Source organism: Gemmatimonadota bacterium, assembly GCA_016704275.1.
In the GTDB taxonomy this organism is placed as follows: Bacteria; Gemmatimonadota; Gemmatimonadetes; order Gemmatimonadales; family GWC2-71-9; genus Palsa-1233.
Map to the genome: position 1 here is coordinate 583931 of JADJAK010000002.1, position 21129 is coordinate 605059.

Annotated in this window: 17 protein-coding genes; 3 read left to right on the forward strand and 14 right to left on the reverse strand. The window is 69.4% G+C overall.

Features of this window, described 5'->3' with window-relative positions:
- The first annotated feature begins 1 nt into the window (after position 1).
- Positions 2-358 (forward strand): DUF2304 domain-containing protein, encoded by a 357-nt coding sequence (locus IPG05_06525; protein MBK6494742.1) that lies wholly within the window; start codon positions 2-4, stop codon positions 356-358.
- Here the strand turns inward: IPG05_06525 and IPG05_06530 are convergent.
- From IPG05_06530 to IPG05_06545, 4 genes are all read right to left on the reverse strand, one after another.
- Entirely contained in the window at positions 325-1062 is a 738-nt protein-coding gene (locus IPG05_06530) for a glycosyltransferase (protein ID MBK6494743.1), read from the reverse strand. The genes IPG05_06525 and IPG05_06530 overlap by 34 nt on opposite strands.
- Positions 1063-1073: 11 nt before the next feature.
- Positions 1074-3065 carry a hypothetical protein gene (locus IPG05_06535; protein ID MBK6494744.1) on the reverse strand — a complete coding sequence of 664 codons (1992 nt, stop codon included), beginning with the start codon at positions 3063-3065 and terminating at the stop codon, positions 1074-1076.
- A gap of 1522 nt (positions 3066-4587) precedes the next feature.
- Positions 4588-6204 carry a sigma-54-dependent Fis family transcriptional regulator gene (locus IPG05_06540; protein MBK6494745.1) on the reverse strand — a complete coding sequence of 539 codons (1617 nt, stop codon included), beginning with the start codon at positions 6202-6204 and terminating at the stop codon, positions 4588-4590.
- Complete coding sequence (locus IPG05_06545) at positions 6201-7892, reverse strand: PAS domain S-box protein (GenBank protein ID MBK6494746.1); 1692 nt, start codon at positions 7890-7892, stop codon at positions 6201-6203. Before IPG05_06545 ends, IPG05_06540 begins: the two co-directional genes overlap by 4 nt.
- Before the next feature lie 50 nt (positions 7893-7942).
- Between IPG05_06545 and IPG05_06550 the strand changes: the two genes are divergently transcribed.
- Complete coding sequence (locus IPG05_06550) at positions 7943-8338, forward strand: RNA-binding S4 domain-containing protein (protein ID MBK6494747.1); 396 nt, start codon at positions 7943-7945, stop codon at positions 8336-8338.
- Here IPG05_06550 and ccoS read toward each other — a convergent pair.
- From ccoS to IPG05_06600, 10 genes are all read right to left on the reverse strand, one after another.
- Entirely contained in the window at positions 8274-8486 is a 213-nt protein-coding gene (gene ccoS, locus IPG05_06555) for a cbb3-type cytochrome oxidase assembly protein CcoS (GenBank protein ID MBK6494748.1), read from the reverse strand. The two genes, IPG05_06550 and ccoS, sit on opposite strands and share 65 nt — an antisense overlap.
- Positions 8483-10954, reverse strand: a complete 2472-nt coding sequence (locus tag IPG05_06560; GenBank protein ID MBK6494749.1) for a heavy metal translocating P-type ATPase — start codon at positions 10952-10954, stop codon at positions 8483-8485. Before IPG05_06560 ends, ccoS begins: the two co-directional genes overlap by 4 nt.
- 7 nt (positions 10955-10961) lie before the next feature.
- Positions 10962-11720 carry a sulfite exporter TauE/SafE family protein gene (locus IPG05_06565; protein ID MBK6494750.1) on the reverse strand — a complete coding sequence of 253 codons (759 nt, stop codon included), beginning with the start codon at positions 11718-11720 and terminating at the stop codon, positions 10962-10964.
- The gene (locus IPG05_06570; GenBank protein MBK6494751.1) at positions 11717-12256 is read right to left on the reverse strand and encodes a FixH family protein; all 540 of its coding nucleotides are present in this window, start codon (positions 12254-12256) and stop codon (positions 11717-11719) included. The genes IPG05_06565 and IPG05_06570 overlap by 4 nt, the downstream gene beginning before the upstream one ends.
- Positions 12253-13650 carry a cytochrome c oxidase accessory protein CcoG gene (gene ccoG / locus IPG05_06575; GenBank protein MBK6494752.1) on the reverse strand — a complete coding sequence of 466 codons (1398 nt, stop codon included), beginning with the start codon at positions 13648-13650 and terminating at the stop codon, positions 12253-12255. Before ccoG ends, IPG05_06570 begins: the two co-directional genes overlap by 4 nt.
- The gene (locus IPG05_06580) at positions 13647-14201 is read right to left on the reverse strand and encodes a c-type cytochrome (GenBank protein MBK6494753.1); all 555 of its coding nucleotides are present in this window, start codon (positions 14199-14201) and stop codon (positions 13647-13649) included. The genes ccoG and IPG05_06580 overlap by 4 nt, the downstream gene beginning before the upstream one ends.
- Positions 14194-14400, reverse strand: a complete 207-nt coding sequence (locus IPG05_06585; protein ID MBK6494754.1) for a cbb3-type cytochrome c oxidase subunit 3 — start codon at positions 14398-14400, stop codon at positions 14194-14196. The genes IPG05_06580 and IPG05_06585 overlap by 8 nt, the downstream gene beginning before the upstream one ends.
- Positions 14397-16613, reverse strand: coding sequence for a cytochrome-c oxidase, cbb3-type subunit I (gene ccoN / locus IPG05_06590; protein ID MBK6494755.1), 2217 nt, complete (start codon positions 16611-16613; stop codon positions 14397-14399). The genes IPG05_06585 and ccoN overlap by 4 nt, the downstream gene beginning before the upstream one ends.
- A gap of 150 nt (positions 16614-16763) precedes the next feature.
- The gene (locus IPG05_06595) at positions 16764-18695 is read right to left on the reverse strand and encodes an ABC-F family ATP-binding cassette domain-containing protein (protein MBK6494756.1); all 1932 of its coding nucleotides are present in this window, start codon (positions 18693-18695) and stop codon (positions 16764-16766) included.
- Between the two features lie 106 nt (positions 18696-18801).
- Positions 18802-19503: a hypothetical protein gene (locus IPG05_06600; protein MBK6494757.1), complete on the reverse strand. Its 702-nt coding sequence runs from the start codon at positions 19501-19503 to the stop codon at positions 18802-18804.
- A gap of 133 nt (positions 19504-19636) precedes the next feature.
- On the opposite strand from IPG05_06600, the gene IPG05_06605 reads away from it, so the two are divergent.
- Positions 19637-20962, forward strand: a complete 1326-nt coding sequence (locus IPG05_06605) for a YdiU family protein (GenBank protein ID MBK6494758.1) — start codon at positions 19637-19639, stop codon at positions 20960-20962.
- Positions 20963-21129: the final 167 nt, after the last annotated feature.

The window sequence follows — 21129 nt, forward strand, 5'->3', positions numbered from 1 at the left end:
CATGACCACCTCGCAGCTCGTCCTCCTCGGTCTCATCGGTCTCTTCATCGTCTACGTCGTGCGGATGCGAAGCGCATCGGCCGATCGTCTGATGTATCTCGGTCTGGCCGCCCTGGGCATCGGGCTGGTGCTCAACCCCGAGCTGACCAATCGGGCGGCCGCCGCGCTCGGCATCGGGCGCGGCGCCGACCTGATGTTCTACTTCTTCATCGTCTTCTGTCTCTTCCACTTCGCCGCCACCGCCGCGACGCTCCGCAGGCTGCAGCGCGATCTCGGCGAGCTCACCCGCGTGATTGCGCTGCAGCGTGCTGAGTCACCGCCCGATCAGCGGCCGGCCACGCCACCGCGTGGCGGATAGCGGCGCCAGATTCGCCACAGCTCCAGCGGTGCCCGCACGAAATCCTTGAGTCCCACGCTCGATCCACCCGGATCTTCCCATCGCGGCAGCGGCAGTTCGCGCAGCGCCGACTCGCCCGCCGCGTCGCGCAGCCGGGCAATCAATTCCACATCGAAGAGCCAGCGCGAGAGGAACGGCGCCTGCAGCAGGGCGTCGAGCGCGGGGCCGCCGCGCATCGCCTTCGCCCCGCACTGCGTGTCGTAGACCGGCAGGGCCAGGGTGATCGACGCGCAGGTGGCGAAGATTCGGCCGAGGTAGTGGCGGCGCTCCGACCGATGGATGTGCCAGCCGAGCAGCTTGACGCGTGAACCGAGCACCATCGAGACGGTCGGCCAACGAACGAGTTCGTCGCGCAGCAGGAGGGCAGTCTCGAGCGGGGCGGCGAGATCGGCATCGAGGTAGCCGACGAGCGGATAGCCCTCGGCCAGCGCCGCCAGCAGGCCGGCGCGCACCGCCTCCGCCTTCCCCCGATTGGGCTGCAGCCGCTGCACGGTGATCCGTCCGGGGGCCGCCGTCGCGAGGGCCGCGAGCCGCGCCGGCGTCGCGTCCTGACTGCCATCATCCACGAAGTGCAGGTCGACGGTGTCCTGCGATTCGACGAACGCGAGAAACGCCGCGTCGTGCAGCCGCCCTGCCTCATTCCACGCCGGGATGACCAACGCCATCCGATCGGCGGTCATGGCGCCCTCCATTCCGCGCGCGCGGAATCGAGATTCACCCGCTCGAAGCGGAGCGGACTGCCGACGTCCGTCGCGCGCGTCACCAGCCAGACGGGGCGCGATGGATCGGCGTTCAGCAGCAGCGTGTCGCGGGCATGCAGGTCACGGATGTAGCGGTTGTCTCCGCGCGCCAGCAGCAGCGGCGGGAAGAGGGTGTAGCCGGCCCGATCCTCGAGCACTCGTCTGGTGCATTGCGGGGTCAACGTCGAGCCCGGCATGACTCGCCCGGTGGTGTCGACCGAGACGCGGAGCGGGATCAACTGGGCAGAGTCGGCACGGTCTCGGGCGACGGCAGACGCCAACGCCTCGGCGCCGCCTCCCCGCTGTTCCACCGCAGCCACCGCTTCGTCGAGTCGGCAGAGGTCGACGCTGCGATAGAGCTGTTCGGCCTCGACACGCGAGACGCCGAGCCCCCACATCCGGGCAATGACCTGCGCCCCCCAGCTCTCGCGCACGAGCACCAGCGCGCCCGAGACGCCATGCGCGCGGGCCGCTGCGTCGACATCGAGGCGCATCGAGAGCATCCCGTTGCGATACTGCTCGGCGCGCAGCGGCACGAGTTGGGTGCTGCCGATCACCAGCGCGGCAAGCCCAGCCACCAGCACCGCGCGGTGCAGCGGCACAGACGGCGTGCGCGCGGCGAGTTCGGCGGGGAAACGCGCCGTCCACAACGCCAACCACGGCGCGAGTGGCAGCATGAAGCGGGGGCCGAGATAGAAGCCGTCATGCCAGTAGGCCCAGTAGGCCAGCAGGACACCGCCGCAGGCGATCAGCGCCCAGCGATCAACGGCCTGCACGCGGCGCACCAGGGCCAAGGCGCCGGTCGCGAAGAGCAGCGACGGCACCGGCGTCTCGAGGAAGTAACTCTGCAGCCGGAGCAGGTACAGGTTCACCAACTCGAGCCCTCGCGCCGGCGTGTGCGGGAAGCCCCACGGCGCCTCGTGGAATCCCAGCTCGTGCGATCGGCCCCACATCTCGATGTAGCCAAAGCGAAGCGGGTCGCCGGTCTGCGCGGCATTGACCCATGCGAGGGCGATCAGCGGCAGCGCAATGCCGACGCCGCTCGCCAGCAGTGCGGCGACGTGCCTGCCGCCGTGCCGCGCGCGCCACAGCAACCACGCGCCGGCCGGGAGGGCGAAGACGGCACCATCGAGGGGGCGGATGGTGGCCGCGCAGGCGAAGGCCAGCCCCACGGCGAACGCCGCGCCGACCCGCGCGACGTTGGTGGCGGTCGCGACGGTGAGTGCCCATGTCCCCAGCATCAACCAGGTCACCGTGGTGACGTGGTTCATCATGGACGCGCTGAGAAAGATCGTGAACGGCGCAAGGCCATAGAGGAGGAGCGCCGGGAGTGCCGTCCCCTCGCGCCCCTCGATGCGACGCAGCACCCGCGCGAAGGCGAAGAGCCCGATCGCGGCGAAGAGCGGGCCAACGAGCCATTCGGCGTGGGCGAGTGTGCCGAGCGCGAGCATCGCGGGTCCACCCGCGGGGAACTGGCCGTACACCTTGCCACCCCAATCGATCAGGTGCATCGCGCCCGTGAACTCGGGATGCGCCGGGGCGACGCGCCACAATGCGCCCCCGGCAAAGGTGCGCGCCTGATAGACCTGGATGATCTCGTCGATCAACAGCGGCGAGGCGGAGAGCACCAGCCGCGACACCGCCGCGTAGAGGCCGAACGCCGCCAGCGCGATGCCGAGGTCGGCCGCCGGGCCGGCACGATGCCACTGCCTGGAGAAATTGCCCCACGCGCCGGCGGGCCAGAGGTGCGGCCGACCGCGCAACACGATCCAGGCGATCACCGCGATGCCGAGCACGATCGCGCCACCACTTCCCCAGCCATCGAGTCGATCCTGGTACCACGGCGCCGCATGGCCGCCGGGGATCCAGTTGGCAATCGGGAGCATCCCGAGCAGCAGCAGGAGCAGCGCCGCGAGGCGGGCGATCATCGGCCCACCTGCCGTCGGCCGAGCGCGAACGCGCTGTCCTCCCGAGCCCAACTGGTGCGCGCGCTGTCGTAGTCAAAGGCCGCCAGGCGGGGCCGCCACTGCTCCTTGCCGATTCGCTCCCACAACAGCAGTCGCGTCCGCTCCCGGAACGTGACGCTGTCGGCAAGCAACGCGGTACGGGCCCCCAGGCTCCGCAGGACCGGCCGGGTGGGGGTGGAGAAGAGCAGGAGAGCGCCCGTCACCTCTGAACTCACCCATTGCAGTTGCTGAAATTCCGGCCCCGCACACCACTCGCGCCATGCGTCGGCGACGGGCGGTGCCTGGGGTACGCCGATCTCGAGCCAGCGCACACCCCACAGGACATCGCAGTGCTCTCTCCCCTTCACGATGGCGTTGGCCGCACCGAGCTTGCCGGAGACGGCGCGCACCCGCGCCTCGTTGGTGCGACGAAGGTCGCCACGGGCGATGATCAGTCCTGGATTGGGGGTACCGATCAGCAGGCGCGTCAGGTCGATCGTGGTGGCGCGTTCCATCGCCTCGAATTCGCGGAACCGTATCGGCGCGCGAAGCAGTCCCTCACTCACGACCCCGACGATCCCGACCGCCGCAGCGGCACCGAGGGCCCAATGCCAACGCGCCACCAATCGGGGCAACCGGGCCACGGCCAGGAGCATGAACGGCAGGACCGGCAGGATGAAGCGGGGGCCCAGCCATTCCGCGTTGCCCCAGTACGCCCAGTAACTCAGCATCAGGCTCGCGACGGTCGCGAGCGCCCAGCCATCGAGGAGCGTCAGCGCCGGCAGGGCGAGCACGACGCCCAGCGCGGCCGGCCAGAACGGCGTGAACCGCGATTCCCAGGTCGACTCGCCGAGGCTGTGCATCTGCTTCCGCGTCTTCAGCACGCCACGTGCCGGCGTGTAGTCCGTGCCGTCGGGGCTCTCGTGAAAGCCAAGGCGATGCTTCGGGCCCGACACCACGTCGTAGCTGAAGCGCAGCGGGGCGCCCGTGGTGATGGTGTTCGTCGCCAGGAGAATCGCCATCGGTCCGGCGACTCCCAGCAGTCCCTGGGCAATCACCCGACGCGGCAGTCGGCCGCGCGCCACCGCCCAGAGCACCATCAGCGCCGCAGGGACGGCCGCGGACAGCGCTTCGACCGGGCGCACCCATGCGGCCAGACCGACGAGCACGCCGAGCCAGAGGGCAGCGCGCCCTTGGGATGGCAGGGCGAACAGCCGCGCCAGCATCAACCCGATCAGGCAGATGATCGCGGTCAGCGGCACGTGGGCGAGCTGCGAGGTGGACTGGATGGCCCAGAAGGGAGAGATCGCAAGCAACAACACCGCGCCGATGGCGGTGGGTGCATGTGACTCGAGCCGCCGGACCAGACGGGCCCAGCAGAAGACGCCGATGGCGCCGTAGGCCGGTCCGGCCAGGGCGACCTGGCCGATCGCGACGAAGGGGACCAGCAACAGCGCGGTCCCCAACGAGAATTGCCCGATGATCCCGATCGGGCCGATGCCGGTCAATCGGGTGAGCACCGCCTCCGGGTGCACGGGGATCGGCGCGGCAAGGTGCCCGTGCGACAACAGCCGCGCCTGCCACACCATGACCACTTCATCGAGGCCGGTGGGACGCCCTTCCCAGAGCCACCAGCCGAGCACGGCATAGCCGATCCCGGCGAGCAGCGCGAGGCCGAGGTCGGCCCGCCAGTCCAGCGCCTTCCAGCGCGCAGCGACGTCGGCGAGCCGTGACACCTACGCCCCCCGTTCCCCTCGTAGCGCGACAACTTCCGGTAGAGCGTGCTCGGGTCGATCCCCAGCACTTCCGCGGCCCGCGTCTTGTTGCCGCCTTCGGCCTGCAGGACGAACATGATGTAGGCGCGCTCGACCAGGTCGAGTTCAGGATTCGGTTGATTCCGTTCGGCGACCAGCGGCTCCTTCTTCCGCCGGGTGATCCGCTCCGGCAGGTGCTGCGGCTCGATCAGCGGCCCCCGACAGAGCACCGCCGCATGTTCGAGCGCGTTCTGCAGCTCGCGCACATTGCCCGGCCACTCATACACCATGACGGCATCCATCGCCTCGGCGGCAAGCGCCTTCGGCTCCGACTCGTGTTCCTCGGAGAGGTCCTGCAGGAAGCGGTCGATCAGCAGGATGAGGTCGTCGCGCCGTTCGCGCAGCGGCGGCAACTCCACCGCGAGCACGTTGAGCCGATAGAAGAGATCGGAGCGGAAATGCCCGCGGCGCACTTCTTCCTCGAGGTCGCGATTCGTCGCGGCGATGATGCGCACGTCGACCGGAATCGCCTCCGTGGCCCCGACGGGAATCACTTCGCGCTGCTGCAACACGCGGAGCAGCTTCACCTGGAGCGAGGGCGGCATCTCGCCGACTTCGTCCATGAAGAACGTCCCGGTGCGCGCAGCGGCGAAGAGCCCCTGCTTGTCACGCACGGCACCGGTGAAGGAGCCCTTCACGTGCCCGAAGAGCTCGCTCTCGAGCAGCGTCTCCGGGAGGGCACCGCAGTTGATCGACATGAACGGCCCCTCGGCGCGCAGCGAGGCGTCGTGCGTGTAGCGGGCAAGCACCTCCTTGCCGGTGCCGCTCTCGCCGGTGATCAGCAGGGTCGAGTCGGTCGGCGCGACCAGGTCGGCGAAGCGGAGAATTTCCTGGAAGCGGCGCGACTTGCCGATCGGCCGTGTCACCGGCGGCCGCGGGCCACCGCTGGTGCGCCGGATCTCTGCCTTGAGCTGCTTGTTCTCGACGCGGATCTGGCGGAACTCGCAGGCACGGCGGAGGATCGCCAGCAGCTCGTCGTTCGAGAACGGCTTCTGCAGGTAGTAGAACGCGCCGATGTTGACGGCCTGGATCGCGCTCTGCAGCGAGGCCTGCGCCGTCATCAGGATCACCGGCATCATCGGGTCCTGGTCCTTGCAGGCCTGCAGGATGTCGAGCCCGGTGACCTGCGGCATCCGCACGTCGGTGACGACGATGTCCGGACTGACGGTGCGGATCGCCTCGAGGCCCGCCTTGCCCCCCTGCGCGACGGAGACCTCGTAGCCCTCCTTCTTGAGGAGGATGCGCACCGTGTCGAGAATTCCCGACTCGTCATCGATAACCAGCACGGACGGCTGCTGCTGGGTCATGTGATCTCCTCTCCAGTCCAGGTCGCGGGCAGGAAGATCGAGAAGGTCGTTCCCGAGCCCGCCATGGTGTCCACCAGGATCACGCCACGATGCGCATCCACGGCGCGCTGCACAATTGCCAAGCCCAGGCCACTGCCCCCGGTCCGCCCGGTCACGAACGGCTCGAAGAGCCGCTCACGCACCGACTCCGGAATGCCTGGGCCATCGTCCTGCACCAGCAGCATCACGGGGCGCTCCACCCGTCCCACCGGCGCCTCGCCCGGGCGGGCCAATCGCACCGTCACCGTGATGTGGCCGCGCCCCGCGAGGGCCTGCGCGGCGTTCAACATCAGGTTGCTCGCCACCCGATGCAGCAGGTCTTCGTCGCCGTCGAGCTCGACCGGTTCCCCGATCACGGTGATGCTGGTGCCGCGCGCCTCGGGATGCTCCCGCGTGATCCGTGCGGCTGCCTCGACCAGCCCCAGCAACTCGAGCCGTTCGAAGCGCGACGCGCGCACGCGGGAGAAGTCGAGGAACTCGCTGAGCAGCCGGTTGAGCCGCTCGCTCTCGCGCATCACCAGCCGCGCCAGCGTCTGATCGTCCTCGTCCGGCCCGACCGAGCGGGCCAGCTGCTCGACCGCGCTGCGGATCGCCGCGAGCGGATTGCGAATCTCGTGCGCCAGCGAGGCGCTCAACGCCGCCACTGCCTCGAGGCGCTCGGCACGGACCCGAAATTCCTGCAGCCGCTTGAGGTCGGAGATGTCAGTGAAGATGGCGGTGACCAGCGGTCGTTCGGTGCCGGGCCGCTGGAAGGTGGTAGTCGAGAGCCCCACGGGGAAGAGCGTGCCGTCGGCCCGGCGCACCGAGGCCTCGCCCCGCATGATGCGGGTCCCCTCGGTGAGGCCGAGCACGATCGCCTCGTGCAGCTCCCGCGAACAGGCGCGCAGCACATCGAGCACCGGCTGCCCGGGGATGAAGCGGCCACCCCCGAGGATCTTCGCCCCGCGCGGGTTGATGAAGCCGAGGCGCCCTTCGCCATCGACGGTGATCACGCCGGATTGGATCGTCGCCAGGATCTCCTCGGCCTCGAGCCGGACCTGGGCGAGCGCCACCGCCAGCGCGTGCTGCTCCCGCGAGGCCGAGGTCAGGCGATTGCCGAGCAGCGCAATCAGCACACCGACCAGCCCGATCACGGCAACCTGGGACCACGCCAGCGCCGCCTCGGGCGACTGCAGCGTGACCGCGACGTAGCAGGCGCCGGCAAAGAGGGTGGTGAGCAGCGACCGGCCGGTCGGGAGGAGGAGGCCATAGACCGCCACCAGGGCGACGTAGAGCGCTGCCAGCGGCGTCGCGTCGCCCGACACGAGCGAGGTGACCAGGAGAATGTCCACGGTCGCCTGCACGAAGAGCGTGGTCGCCGGCATCGTCGTGCTCTTGTCGCGACTCACCATCGTGAACCAGCCGATGGCCACCAGCCCCACCAGCCCCACGATGATTCGTGCCGACACCGGGATCCCGCCCGACCTGCCGCCGAGCGCGCTGCCGAACACCAGCCCGACCAGCACCAACCGCACCAGGATGATGCCGCCCACCAGCGCCCGCGGGCCCGGCAACCGGAGGCGGTCGAGCGCCCGGGGCGGAGCCGGCGCGGCCGGGAACTCGCCGGTGCGGCCCGGGGCGGAGTCGGGAGGGATGGATGGGGTGGTCAAGCGGTGTAATATGCTCAATCCACCGCGAGGACGCCCACCCTGGAGACGAGATGGCCCGCGAGGACGCAGCAACGGCAGTCCGGCTCGACAAGTGGCTCTGGGCCGCCCGCTTCTACAAGACCCGCTCCGCCGCAACCGAGGCGGTGCTGGGTGGCAAGGTCGACGTCAACGGCGACGGCGCCAAGCCGGCGCGAACGGTGCGTGCCGGCGACACCATCGTGGTCCGGGTGGCGCCCTATCGTTTCGAGGTGGCGGTGACCGGCGTGGGCGAACGGCGCGGGACTGCGGCCCAGGCCGCCGAGCTGTACCAGGAGACCCAGGCGTCCGTGGCGGCGCGCGCGTTGCTCGCCGATCAGCTCCGGCTCGCGCCGTCGCTGGAGTTCAGCGAGGGGCGGCCGTCGAAGAAGGATCGGCGGACGATCGAGAAACTGCGCGGACGTCGTTGACCCGCGACTCGCCGTCGTCGTGCAGCAGGCGCACCGCCGGTGTGTCGAGGTCGTCGAACTGCCCGCCCCGCGCCGACCAGATGTAGGCCCACACCGCGACCCCCACCAGCACCAGCGCCAGCGGCAGGATCAGGAAGAGGACGCTCATGCCGCCGCCTCGACGACGCGCGGCGCCGTGGGGACCGCCCCGCTCGGCGCTGCCCCGGCCATCGGCGCAAAGGTGCGCCCGAGCCAGCTGCCGAGGACCACGGTGAGCGAACTCGCCGGCATCATGAGCGCCGCGATCAGCGGCGAGATGGTGCCGGACATCGCCAGCGCGACGCCGGCCACGTTGTACATCAGCGCCCAGACCATGTTGCGGCGGATCACGTGCATCGTCCGCTCGGCCCCGGTCATCAGCCCCACCAGCGGCGCCAGCCCGGGCGACGTCAGGTACACGTCGGCGGTCGCGAGACACGCTTCGGCCCCGCCATGGACACCGATCCCGACATGCGCCGCCGCGATCGCGGCGGCGTCGTTCACGCCGTCGCCCACCATCACCACGGTGCCACCCTCCGCACGCCACGCGGTGATCCGCGCCAGCTTCTCTTCCGGGGTGGCCCCGCCAATGGCCTCGTCGGCGGCGAAGCCGAGGGCGGCGCCAACCTCCGCGGCGACGGCCGGGTCGTCCCCCGAGAGCAAGGTGGTGCGCCAGCCGCGGCGACGCAGCGCGCCGAGCGCCTCGGCGGCACCATCGCGCACCCGATCGCCCAGCCCCGCCGCCGCGACGACCACGCCGTCGACCGCGACCAGCACCGGGGTCAGCGCGCGCCCGCGAAGGGTGGCCAGCAGAAAGTCGCCACCCTCGGCCTCCGCCATCACGAAGCGCGGCGAGCCAACAAGTACGCTCCGGCCCTCCACCACGCCGCTGATGCCGCCACCGACGACGTGCGCGACCGACTCGGCGATCGGCGGGAGCAGCTCCGGCCACGCACGGCGGAAGCCGTCGGCAATCGGGTGCGACGATCCCGCTTCCAGGGCAAGCACCATCGCCTGCACCGACGGATCGCCATGCCAGCTCACCAGCGCCGTGCGCCCCTCGGTCACGGTCCCCGTCTTGTCGAGCACCAGATGTCCGGGACGAGACAACTGCTCGAGCGCATCACCGCCCTTGATGTAGATCCCGGCGCGCGCGGCGCGGCCCACCGCCACCGTGACCGCCAGCGGCGTTGCCAGGGCCAGCGCGCAGGGGCAGGTGACGATCAGGAGCGCGATGGCGTTGTCCCACGCCGCGACGTCGTCGCGGCCGACCCAGAGCGCGAACGTCGCGACGGCGAGCACCAGCACCGCGGCGACGAAGACCCCCGCCATCCGGTCGGCCATCGCCACGACGGGAGCCCGGCGCGCGCTGCTCTCCTCCACCTGCCGCAGCAACCGCGCGAGTCGCGAGGTGGCCCCCGCTTCCTCGATGCGCACCGTCACCGGCGCCGCCACGTTGAGCGTCCCCGCGTGCACGACATCACCGGCCACCGCCGTGACCGGCCGCGATTCGCCGGTGAGGAGGGCAGCGTTGACGGAGGTGCTGCCGTCGATGATGGTACCGTCCGCCGGGAAGCTCTCGCCGGCGCGGACGCGCACCGACATCCCGGGGAGGAGTGCCGCCGCAGGCATGGTGCGCTCGCTGCCATCCTCGGTCACCACACGGGCCGAATCGGGCGACAGCGAGTAGAGCAGCTCGGCGGCATCGGCCGCGGCGCGCTGGCCGCGCTGCTGCAGGAAGCGACCGGTGAGCAGGGCAAAGATCAGGATGGTGACGCCGTCGAAATAGATCGGGCCACTATCCGCCACCGTGTTGATCGCCCCGCGCACAAAGCCCGCGCCGAGCGCCAGGGCGATCGGCAAGTCCATGTGGAGCCGACGTGTGCGGAGCGCGGCAACCGCACCGGTGAAGAAGACGCGCCCTGGAAAGAGCATCGCCGGAATCGTCAAGCCGAGGGAGACCCAGCGAAAGAGTCCCTCATAGGCGGCTTCCATTCCGGCGAACTCGCCGGAGTAGAGCGCCAGCGCAGGGAGCATCACGTTGCCGGCAATCGCGCCGGCCACGCCGATGCGCGTCAGCATCGCCCGATCCTCGCGGCGGCGCATGGCGTCACGCGCCACGCCGCGGAACGGATGCGGCGTGTAGCCCAGCTGGTCGAGCGTGCGCGCCACCTGGGAGAGCGGCAACTGCTGCGGGTCCCATTCGATCCGTGCCAGTGCCCGCCGCACATCCAGCTCCGCGCGCACGACACCCGGGAGGAGGAGCGGTACCCGCTCGACCAGCCAGACGCAGGAGGCGCAATGGACGCCTTCCAGATAGAGCTCGGTGATGGCGCGCCCGTCTGCGGTCGCCTGCACATACAGCTCGGCGAACGCGGGGTGGTCGAACTCCTCGAACGAGTGGCCACTGCTCTGCACCGCCGTCTCGCGCCGCTCGCGGAAGGCGTAGTACTGCCCCAGACCGCTCTGCTGCACGATGCCGTAGGCGGTCTCGCAGCCGCTGCAACAGAACGACGCGGCGCCATCGCTCGCCAGCAAGGCGGGCGGGACGGCGAGACCGCAATGCGTGCAGGGCGTGCCGAGCTGGGTGGTGGTCATGGCGCGGTCAGTGGCGGTGTACGGCGGGCATGCTTGGCGCGGTCGGCGCGGCGGCCACGACTGGCACCGACGGCATGACCCGGTGCAGCCAGTGCGCTGCCGGGACCAGGTCAAGGTGCGAGGCGAGTGAGAGCAGGCCGAGGAGCAGGATGGTGGCGGCGCTCGCCAGCGGCAGGCGCGCGCGCCACGTCCCCGCGAGCTGCTGCAATCCCACGCCGACCGCCAGCATCATCGGCAGCGTCCCCAGCCAGAACACCGCCATCAGGGTGGCACCCTGCCACGGCGTGCCGGTGCCGGCGGCCGTCACCACGAACGCGTAGAGCCAGCCACACGGCAGCAGCGTGGTGAAGAGCCCGGTAGCCGCCGCTCGCACCACCGGCGGGCGGTCCATCAGGCGGTGGAGGACACTCCCCATCGCCCGCTGCCACGCCGCAGGTGGCCGCACCGGCATCACCGACGCGCCACTGGCGACCAGGAGCGCATGCGCGCCCCACACCACGAGCAGCACCGCCGTGGCGATCGCCGCGACATGCTGCACCCCGGCGAGCGTGCCAGCCCGTTCGAGGCCGGCGCCGAGCAACCCGGCGACGGTGCCAAGGAGGAGGTAAGCGGCCAGGCGACCGACGTTGTACGCTGCGTGCGCGTTGCGGCTCTCACGCCACGTGCTGCCCGCCGGGGCATAGAGACAGGTGAACGCCCCGCACATCGCGGCACAGTGGACGCTGCCCAGCAGCGAGGCCACCAGGACCGCGAGGGCGAAGGTCACTTCGGCGCGTCTCCGGGCCGCGCGGTCACCACCGTGGCGACCGCGGTGGTCGAGGCATCGAGGCGCAGATTCTCCGTGAAGCGATCAGTGCCGCGCACGGCGGCGAGGCGCAACTCCCACAGCCCGGCACGGTTGATCACGCCGGCCGCGGCATACTGGCCCGGCTCGCCGGTGGCGACGAGCGTGGCGCGCGCGACCTCGCCGGCATACGCGATCGGCATCGCCTCGAGCGTCACCGCGGCGCCGCTCACCGGCTCGCCCCCGGCAGTGTGCAGGGTCACACTCAGCGTGTCACCCCCACCCGAGCGTACCGCGCCGAGCGTGGGCACCATCACCCAGCCGAGGGCCGCGTTGCGGCCATCCTGGGCCATCGTGGAATCCCAGCCGACCGCCTTCTGGTAATAGTTCGACTCCACCGCGAAGTGGCGATCGCCACCGGCCAGACGCACCAGCACGACCCCCAAGGCGATGTTGCCGAGGAGCGCGGTGATGATCATCGTCGGCCAGATCCGTTCCCTCGAGAAGGGCGACTTCATGGCGTAGTCCCGCTGGCCGCGACGGGGCCGAGGAGGTTGAACGGGGTGTCCGTGGTGAAGCTCGGGCCGGCCGTGATCCGGATCGTGACGTCGTGCTGGCCGTTCACGAAGGCGCTCCGTGGCAGCAGGATGAAGAGCGACGTGGTCCGCAGGTCGTTCGCCTTGACCGTCAGCGGGCTTTCCGGCGCAATCACCTCACCGCCATCGGCGCCGAGCACGGTGATGGTGTACACCTGCTCCACCCGGCTCCGGTTGCCGACGCGCACGCGCACCTGGTTGGCCACCCGACCATCGGGCTCGACCCGGAACGGTTCCGCCTGACTGCGCAGCACGGTGATGTCGGCCGCCGGACGGGTGCCCAGCGAGTAGAGGAAGCCACCGAAGAAGAGCGTCAATGCCAGCGGATAGAGCACCACGCGCGTGCGCAGCATGTGCTTGGGCTTGCCGGCGAGGGCATCCTGCGAACTGTAGCGGATCAGCCCCTTCGGCTTGCCGACCTGCGTCATGATGGCGTCGCAGGCATCGATGCACTGGGTGCAGTGGACGCATTCCATCTGCAGTCCGTTGCGGATGTCGATCCCGGTCGGGCAGGTGGTGACACAGGCCCCGCAGTCGATGCAATCGCCGGCGTCGGCCGGGCGCGGCTTGGCGTGGCCGCGGGGCTCGCCCCGGACGTAGTCGTACGCCACGATGACCGACTGCTTGTCCAGCAACACCGACTGCCAGCGGCCGTAGGGGCAGGCGATCAGGCAGGTCTGCTCCCGGAACCAGGTGAAGTCCGTGAAGATGATCGCGGTCGTGAACGCCATCACGATGAATGGCGTCGGGTGCTGCGCGGGCGAGAGTCGCACCCACCGCTCGAGCGCCTCGACGCCGACGAAGTAGGCGAGGAAGGTGTGCGCCAGCAGCAGCGAGAGGGCCAGGTAGACCGCGTACTTGGCGAGGCGACGCGGATGGAAGTGGGACCGCTTCCGGTCGAGTTGGAGCGATCCGCTCCGGCCTCCCTCGAAGAGCCGCTCGATGGGCCGGTAGAGGAACTCGAGGTAGACGGTCTGCGGACAGGCCCAGCCGCACCAGACGCGGCCGAAGAGCGCCGAGAAGAGGAAGATGGCGATCACCACCGAACCGAGCAGCAGCATGAGCAGCAGGGTGTCGGTCGGCAGGAAGGTGGTACCGAGGATCGTGAACTGGCGACGCGGGACGTCCAGCAGGATCGCCGGCAGTCCGTGGATGCGGACGTGCGGGATCCCGATGAAGACGACCATCAGGACATACGCCACGATCCGCCGGCGCGTGAACCACGCGCCGGCGGCAGGCTTCGGACGGATCCAGTTGCGCGATCCGTCCTCGTTCAACGTCGGCAGGACACGGCCACTCGCGGCCGGGGCGGTCATCGGGCTTCCACGACTCCTTCTGCAACTTTCGGTTTGGCGGGCGTGGTGCCGTGCAGGGACCAGACATAGCTGGTCACGTGCTCCACGTCCTCGGGCTTGAGCATCTGGCCCCAGGCCGGCATCCCCTTCGCAAGGACACCGTCGACGATGGTGGTGTGGATCTTGTCGATCGTGCCACCGTGGATCCAGGCGTCGTCGGTCAGGTTCGGCCCGATCAGGCCGCCGCCGTCGGCCGCATGACATGCCGCACAGTTCTTGGTGAAGACTTCCTTCCCTTCCTCGACGCTCTTCGGGTCGGCAGCCATCGCCAGCAACTGTTCCGGCGTCACCGTCGACGCCACCACCGGATGCTCGGCGGCCGCCGTCGCCATCGCCGCCTGATACTCGGCCTGGCGCCCCTTCCCTTCGCCAATGCCGAAGACATTGAAGTAGTACAACACCGCGTAGATGATCGTCAGCCAGAAGGTGGTCACCCACCACGCCGGCATCGGATTGTCGTACTCCTGAATCCCGTCGTAGCTGTGCTCGATCAGGCGATCCTGGTCACTCATGGGACGCTCCTGCGGAAGGACTGGACGGCGTCGTCGGCGCGTCGTCGAGGGGAAGCCGGGCAGCGGCCTGCCAGCGGAGGCGCGCGGAGGGGCGGAAGACCCACCACGCGATCCCGAGGAAGGATGCCAGGAAGAGGATCAGGGCGACCTCGGCATAGCTCGAGAGCCCCGCGTTGCTCATCAGGTCGGTGAGGCTCATGGCGCCCGTCCCGCAGCGGCGACCGGCGTCGACTTGATGTCGCGGCCGAGGCGCTGCATGTAGGCGACGATCGCGATCACCTCGCGGTCCGCCAGCCCGGCCGGCCCACCCGACCGCTCGACTTCGGCCGCCAGCTCCGCCGCCTGCGCCTTCGCCATCGGCACGGCGTTGTTGATCGCGTCGCCGTACGGCACGCCGAGCATCGCCATCGCATCGATCCGCTTGGGAATCACGTCCCAGTCGATGGTGTTGGTCGCGAAGTGGGCGTAGGCCGGCATGATCGACTTCGCCGCCAGCTCGCGCGGGTTGGCGAAGTGGCGCACGTGCCAGAGGTTGGGATACTTCCCGCCCTCGCGCGCCAGATCCGGCCCGATGCGGCGCGAGCCCCAGAGGAACGGATGCTCGTACACCGACTCACCCGGCTTGGAATACTCGCCGTACCGCTCGGTCTCGTAGCGGAGCGGGCGGATCTGCTGCGAATGGCAGTTGAAGCAGCCCTCGCGAATGTACATGTCGCGCCCGTAGAGCTCGAGCGGCGTGTACGGCTTGACCGACGCGATCGTCGGCACGTTGGCCTTGATCAGGAAGGTCGGCAGGATCTCGAAGAGCGACGCGACCACGACCGCCAGCACGACCAGCACCGTGAAGAAGACCGGCATCCGCTCCCACTTGCGGTGGTAGCGCATCGCCCGGATCCGGCCGATGAACCCCTCGCCCGCCGGCACGTGCTCCGGGTCTGGTACGTAGGCCTTCGAGAGCGGCGCGGCCCGGATCACCGGGACCTCGTAGGTCTTCGGCCGCGCGCGCCACGTCATCAGGATGTTCCAGCCGAAGAGCAGCATGCCGACGATGTAGAGCGAGCCGCCGACGACGCGCACCCAGTACATCGGCATCAGCTTGGCGACCGTCTCGACGAAGTCCGGATACATCAGGCGGCCGGTCTCGTCGAAGGCACGCCACATCAACCCCTGCGTCACGCCGGCGCTGTAGATCGCCACGACGTACAGGATGATGCCGAAGGTGGCGATCCAGAAGTGCAGCCCCGCCAGCTTCTTCGAGTGCAGCGGCGCCTGGAAGAGGCGCGGCAGCAGCCAGTAGACCATGCCGAAGGTGAGGAAGCCGTTCCAGCCGAGCGCGCCGGTGTGCACGTGGGCGATGATCCAGTCGGTGTAGTGGGCCAGGGCGTTGACGCTCTTGATCGAGAGCATCGGGCCCTCGAACGTCGACATGCCGTACGCCGTGATGCCGACGACGAAGAACTTGAGGATCGGGTCATCCACGACCTTCTGCCAGCCGCCGCGCAGCGTGAGCAGGCCGTTGATCATGCCGCCCCAGCTCGGCGCCCAGAGCATCACCGAGAAGATCATCCCGAGCGTGGACGCCCACTCCGGCAGCGCCGTGTAGTGGAGGTGGTGCGGCCCGGCCCAGATGTAGAGGAAGACCAGCGACCAGAAGTGCAGGATCGAGAGCCGGTACGAGAAGACCGGGCCGCCCGCCGCCTTCGGCATGAAGTAGTACATCAGCCCGAGGAAGGGCGTCGTCAGGAAGAAGGCGACGGCGTTGTGGCCGTACCACCACTGCATGAAGGCGTCCTGCACGCCGGCGTAGATCGAGTAGCTCTTGAAGGCGCCAGCCGGAACCGAGAGGTTGTTGAAGATGTGCAGCACCGCGACGGTCACGATCGAGGCGACGTAGAACCAGATCGCCACGTAGAGGTGCCGTTCGCGCCGCTTGACCATCGTCCCGACGAAGTTCACCGCGAAGGCCACCCACACCACGGCGATCGCGATGTCGATCGGCCATTCGAGCTCGGCGTATTCCTTGGCCTGGGTCATCCCGAGTGGCAGCGTGATCGCGGCCGCGACGATGATCGCCTGCCAGCCCCAGAAATGAAAATTGCTGAGGGCGTCGGAGAACATCCGCGTCTTCAGCAATCGTTGCGACGAGTAGTAGCAGCCGCAGAAGAACGCGTTGCCCGCGAAGGCGAAGATCACCGCGTTGGTGTGGAGAGGGCGGAGCCGGCCGAACGACGTGATCGGCAGTCCGAGATTGAAGGCGGGATCGGCGAGCTGCAGGGCGATCAGCAGCCCCACGATCATTCCGATCAGGCCCCAGACGAAGCAGGCAACGAGAAATTTGCGGACGATGGCGTCATCGTACGTGAATTCGTCCAGCACCGCTCCCGATCCTGCACCCGACACAGCTGCACTCATACCCGCGCCTCCCGACCTCGTGATTGATCCCTGCCTCGCACCTGGATGACTCCAAGGAACGATTGCAGGGTAACGGGTCGGGATTCAGCCTGCCACCAAGTAAAACAGTCGGGATTGGGAAACCCCGATCAAACGATGGAGTGGCCTCTTTCAGGGGCGATCGAGTGCCGCAATCGCCGCTTCCCAGGCCGTCATCGCCTCGTCCAGCTTCCGCCGTTCGGCGTCCCTCGCCGCCGTCAGGGTGCTGATCCCCCCCCGATCGGTTCCGCCGTACAGCCCCGGGTCGCCCAGGGAGGCTTCAAGGGCAGCCAGCTCCCCCTCGTGCTTCGCCACCAGCGCCTCGGCCTCCTCGACCGCCCGCTCCCGGGCGCGCCGCCGCTTGGCCTCGTCGGCCGAGGCATCCTTCGGCGGCGGGGCACTGTGGCGAGCCGCGGCCCGACGCTTCGTCTCGGCCTCGGCGGCGAGCCGCGCCGTGCGGCGCGAGCCGGCATCGGCCTCCCACTCGTCGAAGCGACCGGGATAGTCATAGAGCATCCCGTCTTCGAACGCCCAAATGCGCGTCGCCAGCTGCTGCAGGAGCGCGCGGTCGTGCGACACCAGCAGCACGCTGCCATCGTAGCCCGAAATGGCGTCCTCGAGCGCCTCGATCGATTCGACGTCGAGGTGGTTGGTCGGCTCGTCGAAGACCAGCAGGTTGGCGTCGGCCAACATCATCAATGCGAGGGCCACCCGAGCGCGCTCGCCGCCGGACAGCGACCCCGCCCGACGCAACACGCTGTCGCCCGAGAAATCGAAGCGGCCCAGGTGCCCCTGGATCTGGCCGCGCGTCCACATCGCCCGCCGATCGGCGATCAGGTCGTAGAGCGACTTCTGCGGGTCGACGTCACCGAGGTCCTGACGATAGTACGCCACGCGCGTCGCCGGCATGATGCGCACGGCGCCGCCCTCGGCGGGACGTTCGCCGAGCAGCGTCTTGAGCAGCGTCGACTTCCCGGCGCCGTTCGGACCCACCAGTCCGACGCGGTCGCCACGCCGGAGAATGCCCGACCACGGCCGCAGCAGCGTGCGGCCTTCCACGGCCACCTCGAGCTTCTCCGCGGCGAGCACCTGATCGCCGCCGCGATCACCGGCAGTGAACGAGACCGACATCGCCCCTTCCTCGCCCGGTGGCGGGGTGAGCCGCGGCACCCGCTCCAGCCGCTTGCGCCGCCCCTTGGCCTGCGACGAGTTGCCGCCGGCGATGTTGCGCCGGATGAAGTCCTCTTCGGCGGCGATCTTCGAGTCCTGCTTCCGGAAGGCCCGCATCGCCGCGCTGCGGCGCTCGGCACGCTGCTCGATGAACTCCGAGTAGCCGCACTCGTACACCGACGCGCTCTTCGCCTCGAGATGCAGGACGTGATCGACCACCGCATCGAGGAAGGCACGGTCGTGGGAGATCAGCAGGACCGCCTCGTCGATGCTCTTCAGGTACTCCTCGAGCCAGCGCGCCGTGGCGATGTCGAGGTGGTTGGTCGGTTCGTCGAGGATCAGCAGGTCGGCCGGGGCGGCGAGCTGGCCCGCGAGCGCCAGGCGACCGCGCTCACCCCCCGAGAGCGAGGCGACGTCGCGCGTGCGGGACACCTCGGGGTCGAAGCCGAGACCGGCGAGCACGGCATCGACGCGAGCGGCGGCGGCGTAGCCTCCCTCGCGCTCGAAGCGCTCGAGGTCGTGCGAATATTTGTCGAGCTGCGCCTGGGTGAGGGCATCACCGGCGGTGCCGAGGGCATCGGCCTGCACGGCCAGGTCGCGTTCGAGTGCGAAGAGCTCCTTGAAGCCGAGCGCCGCGGCGTCCCACACCGTCTTCTCGCCACCGAGGTCGCGATACTGATCCATCACCGCGACGCGAATGCCGCTGATCCGCGCCATGCTGCCACGGTCCGGCGCCCGCTTGCCGGTGACGATGTCCATCAGGGTGGTCTTGCCGCTCCCGTTCCGGCCGATGATGCCCCAGCGGTCCCCTTCCATCACGGTGAAGGTGATGTCCGAGAAGAGCGTGTCCGCGCCGAAGATGACGGCGAGACTGGAGGCGGAAAGCAGCGTCATGACACCCTATCACACGAAGAAGGCAAACGGCCAGGCCGGGCACACAAAGCGCTCCCGGCCGGGATTCCGGCCGGGAGCATAACACCATCGGCGCGCTGCGGGAGAATCAGTGCCCGGTGGACGTGGCCTTGGCGGTGGTCTTGCCGTCGATCTTGACCGTCCCGCCGTTCTCCCCGCCCTGGATGTCCACGATCAGCTTCCCGGTCTTCGGGTCCCGAATCTGGATCCGCCCGCCGGAGTCGCTGCCCTGGATATCAACGACCTGCTCGCCGTTGATCTTGATGTTGACGTTGCCGGCGCTGTCCCGACGGGAGACCGTGTCGTTCGCCTGACCATCGGTGCCGTTCCGCAGGTCCTCCGCCACCGAGGAGGGGAGCATCAGGCGGTGGCGCTGGCCCGACGGCTTGAAGGTGATGGTGCCGAACTGGACCAGGTCCGCAAAGCCGCTGTCCGCCTCGGTGAGGCAGGCGAAGTGCATCTTGTTGTCGATCTGCTGCGCATCGGTGACCGTCAGCTCGCAGTCGGCGAACCGCTCGACGTCGACGCTGTCGTTCAGCGTGATCGTCAGCTCGAAGCCCTCGATGCGGTCCGGCGCGCTGCGCTTGACCTGCAGCTGCTGGAGCGAGCCGAGCTTGAGGTCGTTGATCCGGAACGGCGCCCCGAGCATCGGGATGGAGAGGGTCGACGCGGTGGTCGCGATCTCACCGACCTTCCGTTTGCCGGCGTTGACGCCCGAGACGACGATCATCCCGACGAGGAAAATGCCGAGCATCCCGGCCACGATCTTGATCCAGTCTTTCGGTGTCATCACAACCTCCTGCCTGAGCGGCCCCGGGAGATCCGGGGCGATAGAGAAGGAACGTAGTCATGGGTCCGGTAGTTTCAAGTCGCAACGTTGCATAAGTGGAACGCCGGCCGTCAAACGCGCCTAGTTTTCTCCCATGCTTCGCCCCCTGCATGCGCTGACGTGGGACAATCGCTTCGCCTCCCTCCCCGACGCCTTCGGCGAGCGGGTGGGGCCGACGCCGCTGCCCGACCCGTGGCTGGTCGCGTTCAATCCCGACGTCGCCGCCCTGCTCGACCTGGACCCCGCCGCGGCCGCCGACCCGGACTTCCTCGCCTGGGTCGCGGGCAACCTGACCCTGCCCGGCACCGACCCCGTCGCGGCGATCTACGCCGGCCATCAGTTCGGCGTCTGGGTGCCGCAGCTCGGCGACGGCCGCGCCATTCTCCTCGGCGAGGTCACCAGCGGCAATCACCAGCACTGGGACGTGCAGCTGAAGGGTGCCGGGATGACGCGCTTCTCGCGCATGGGCGATGGCCGCGCGGTGCTCCGCTCCACCATCCGCGAGTACCTCGCCGGCGAGGCGATGGCCGGCCTCGGGGTGCCGACCACCCGCGCGTTGGCGATCGCCGGCAGCGACGCGCCGGTCTATCGCGAACGCGCCGAGACCGCCGCCGTCCTCGTCCGCGTGGCACCGTCGCACGTGCGTTTCGGCTCCTTCCAGCTCTTCGCGTCGCGGAAGCAGGCCGACGAGGTGCGCCTCCTCGCCGATCATGTGATCGAGCACCATTTCCCCGAGTGCCTCGCGCTGCCGGTCCAGCAGCGCTACGCCGCGTGGTATCGGGAGATCGTGGACCGAACGGCGCGACTGATGGCACAGTGGACCGCGGTCGGCTTCGCGCATGGCGTGATGAACACCGACAACATGTCGATCCTCGGCCTGACGCTCGATTACGGCCCCTACGGCTGGTTGGAGCGCTACGACCCCGGCTTCATCTGCAACCACTCCGATCCGAGCGGGCGCTACGCCTTCGATCAGCAGCCGCGCATCGGCCTCTGGAACTGCGCCCGCCTCGGCGAGGCGCTCTTCCCGCTGGTGGCGCAGGAGCCGGCGCTCGCTGCGCTCGAATCGTATCGCACCACCTTCGAGACCACGATGGACACCCTGGTGCGCGCCAAGCTCGGCCTCGCGCGCCGGCTCGATGGCGACGGCGAGCTCGCCAGCGATCTCTTCACGCTCATGCACCGCGCGGGTGCGGATTACACCCGCACCTTCCGCCTGCTGTCGGCGGTCGACGCGAATCGTCCCGAAACGCTCGCCCCACTCGCCGATGCGGTCGCCGCGCCGGCGCTGCTCGATCCGTGGCTGGAGCGCTGGCTGGCCCGCGTCGCGAGGAGACGGTGCCCGGCGCGCATCGCCGTGCTGCGATGGCCGCCGTCAACCCGAAATACGTATTGCGGAACTGGATCGCGCAGGAAGTGATCGAGGCCGCGGAGGCGCGGGATACGGCGCCGCCGACGAGTCCGGGATGGGCGGTACGCGGTCCGGGGGCCGGTAGGCGACGAGCATCCGGGGATGGAGGCGGTAGTCGCGGCGGCGGTGCGCCGGCCGGGGTGAGTGCGGGACGCGCGGTCGGTCATTCGTTCGGG

What these genes read in the sequence shown, in the direction of transcription:
- ccoN (MBK6494755.1), bottom strand. Translation starts at nt 16,613, where the DNA reads ATGAGTGCAGCTGTGTCGGGTGCAGGATCGGGAGCGGTGCTGGACGAA.
- ccoS (MBK6494748.1), bottom strand. Translation starts at nt 8,486, where the DNA reads ATGAGCGTCCTCTTCCTGATCCTGCCGCTGGCGCTGGTGCTGGTGGGG.
- IPG05_06530 (MBK6494743.1), bottom strand. Translation starts at nt 1,062, where the DNA reads ATGGCGTTGGTCATCCCGGCGTGGAATGAGGCAGGGCGGCTGCACGAC.
- IPG05_06570 (MBK6494751.1), bottom strand. Translation starts at nt 12,256, where the DNA reads ATGAAGTCGCCCTTCTCGAGGGAACGGATCTGGCCGACGATGATCATC.
- IPG05_06525 (MBK6494742.1), top strand. Translation starts at nt 2, where the DNA reads ATGACCACCTCGCAGCTCGTCCTCCTCGGTCTCATCGGTCTCTTCATC.
- IPG05_06580 (MBK6494753.1), bottom strand. Translation starts at nt 14,201, where the DNA reads ATGAGTGACCAGGATCGCCTGATCGAGCACAGCTACGACGGGATTCAG.
- IPG05_06560 (MBK6494749.1), bottom strand. Translation starts at nt 10,954, where the DNA reads ATGACCACCACCCAGCTCGGCACGCCCTGCACGCATTGCGGTCTCGCC.
- IPG05_06550 (MBK6494747.1), top strand. Translation starts at nt 7,943, where the DNA reads ATGGCCCGCGAGGACGCAGCAACGGCAGTCCGGCTCGACAAGTGGCTC.
- IPG05_06585 (MBK6494754.1), bottom strand. Translation starts at nt 14,400, where the DNA reads ATGAGCCTCACCGACCTGATGAGCAACGCGGGGCTCTCGAGCTATGCC.
- ccoG (MBK6494752.1), bottom strand. Translation starts at nt 13,650, where the DNA reads ATGACCGCCCCGGCCGCGAGTGGCCGTGTCCTGCCGACGTTGAACGAG.
- IPG05_06535 (MBK6494744.1), bottom strand. Translation starts at nt 3,065, where the DNA reads ATGATCGCCCGCCTCGCGGCGCTGCTCCTGCTGCTGCTCGGGATGCTC.
- IPG05_06540 (MBK6494745.1), bottom strand. Translation starts at nt 6,204, where the DNA reads ATGACCCAGCAGCAGCCGTCCGTGCTGGTTATCGATGACGAGTCGGGA.
- IPG05_06600 (MBK6494757.1), bottom strand. Translation starts at nt 19,503, where the DNA reads ATGACACCGAAAGACTGGATCAAGATCGTGGCCGGGATGCTCGGCATT.
- IPG05_06595 (MBK6494756.1), bottom strand. Translation starts at nt 18,695, where the DNA reads ATGACGCTGCTTTCCGCCTCCAGTCTCGCCGTCATCTTCGGCGCGGAC.
- IPG05_06605 (MBK6494758.1), top strand. Translation starts at nt 19,637, where the DNA reads ATGCTTCGCCCCCTGCATGCGCTGACGTGGGACAATCGCTTCGCCTCC.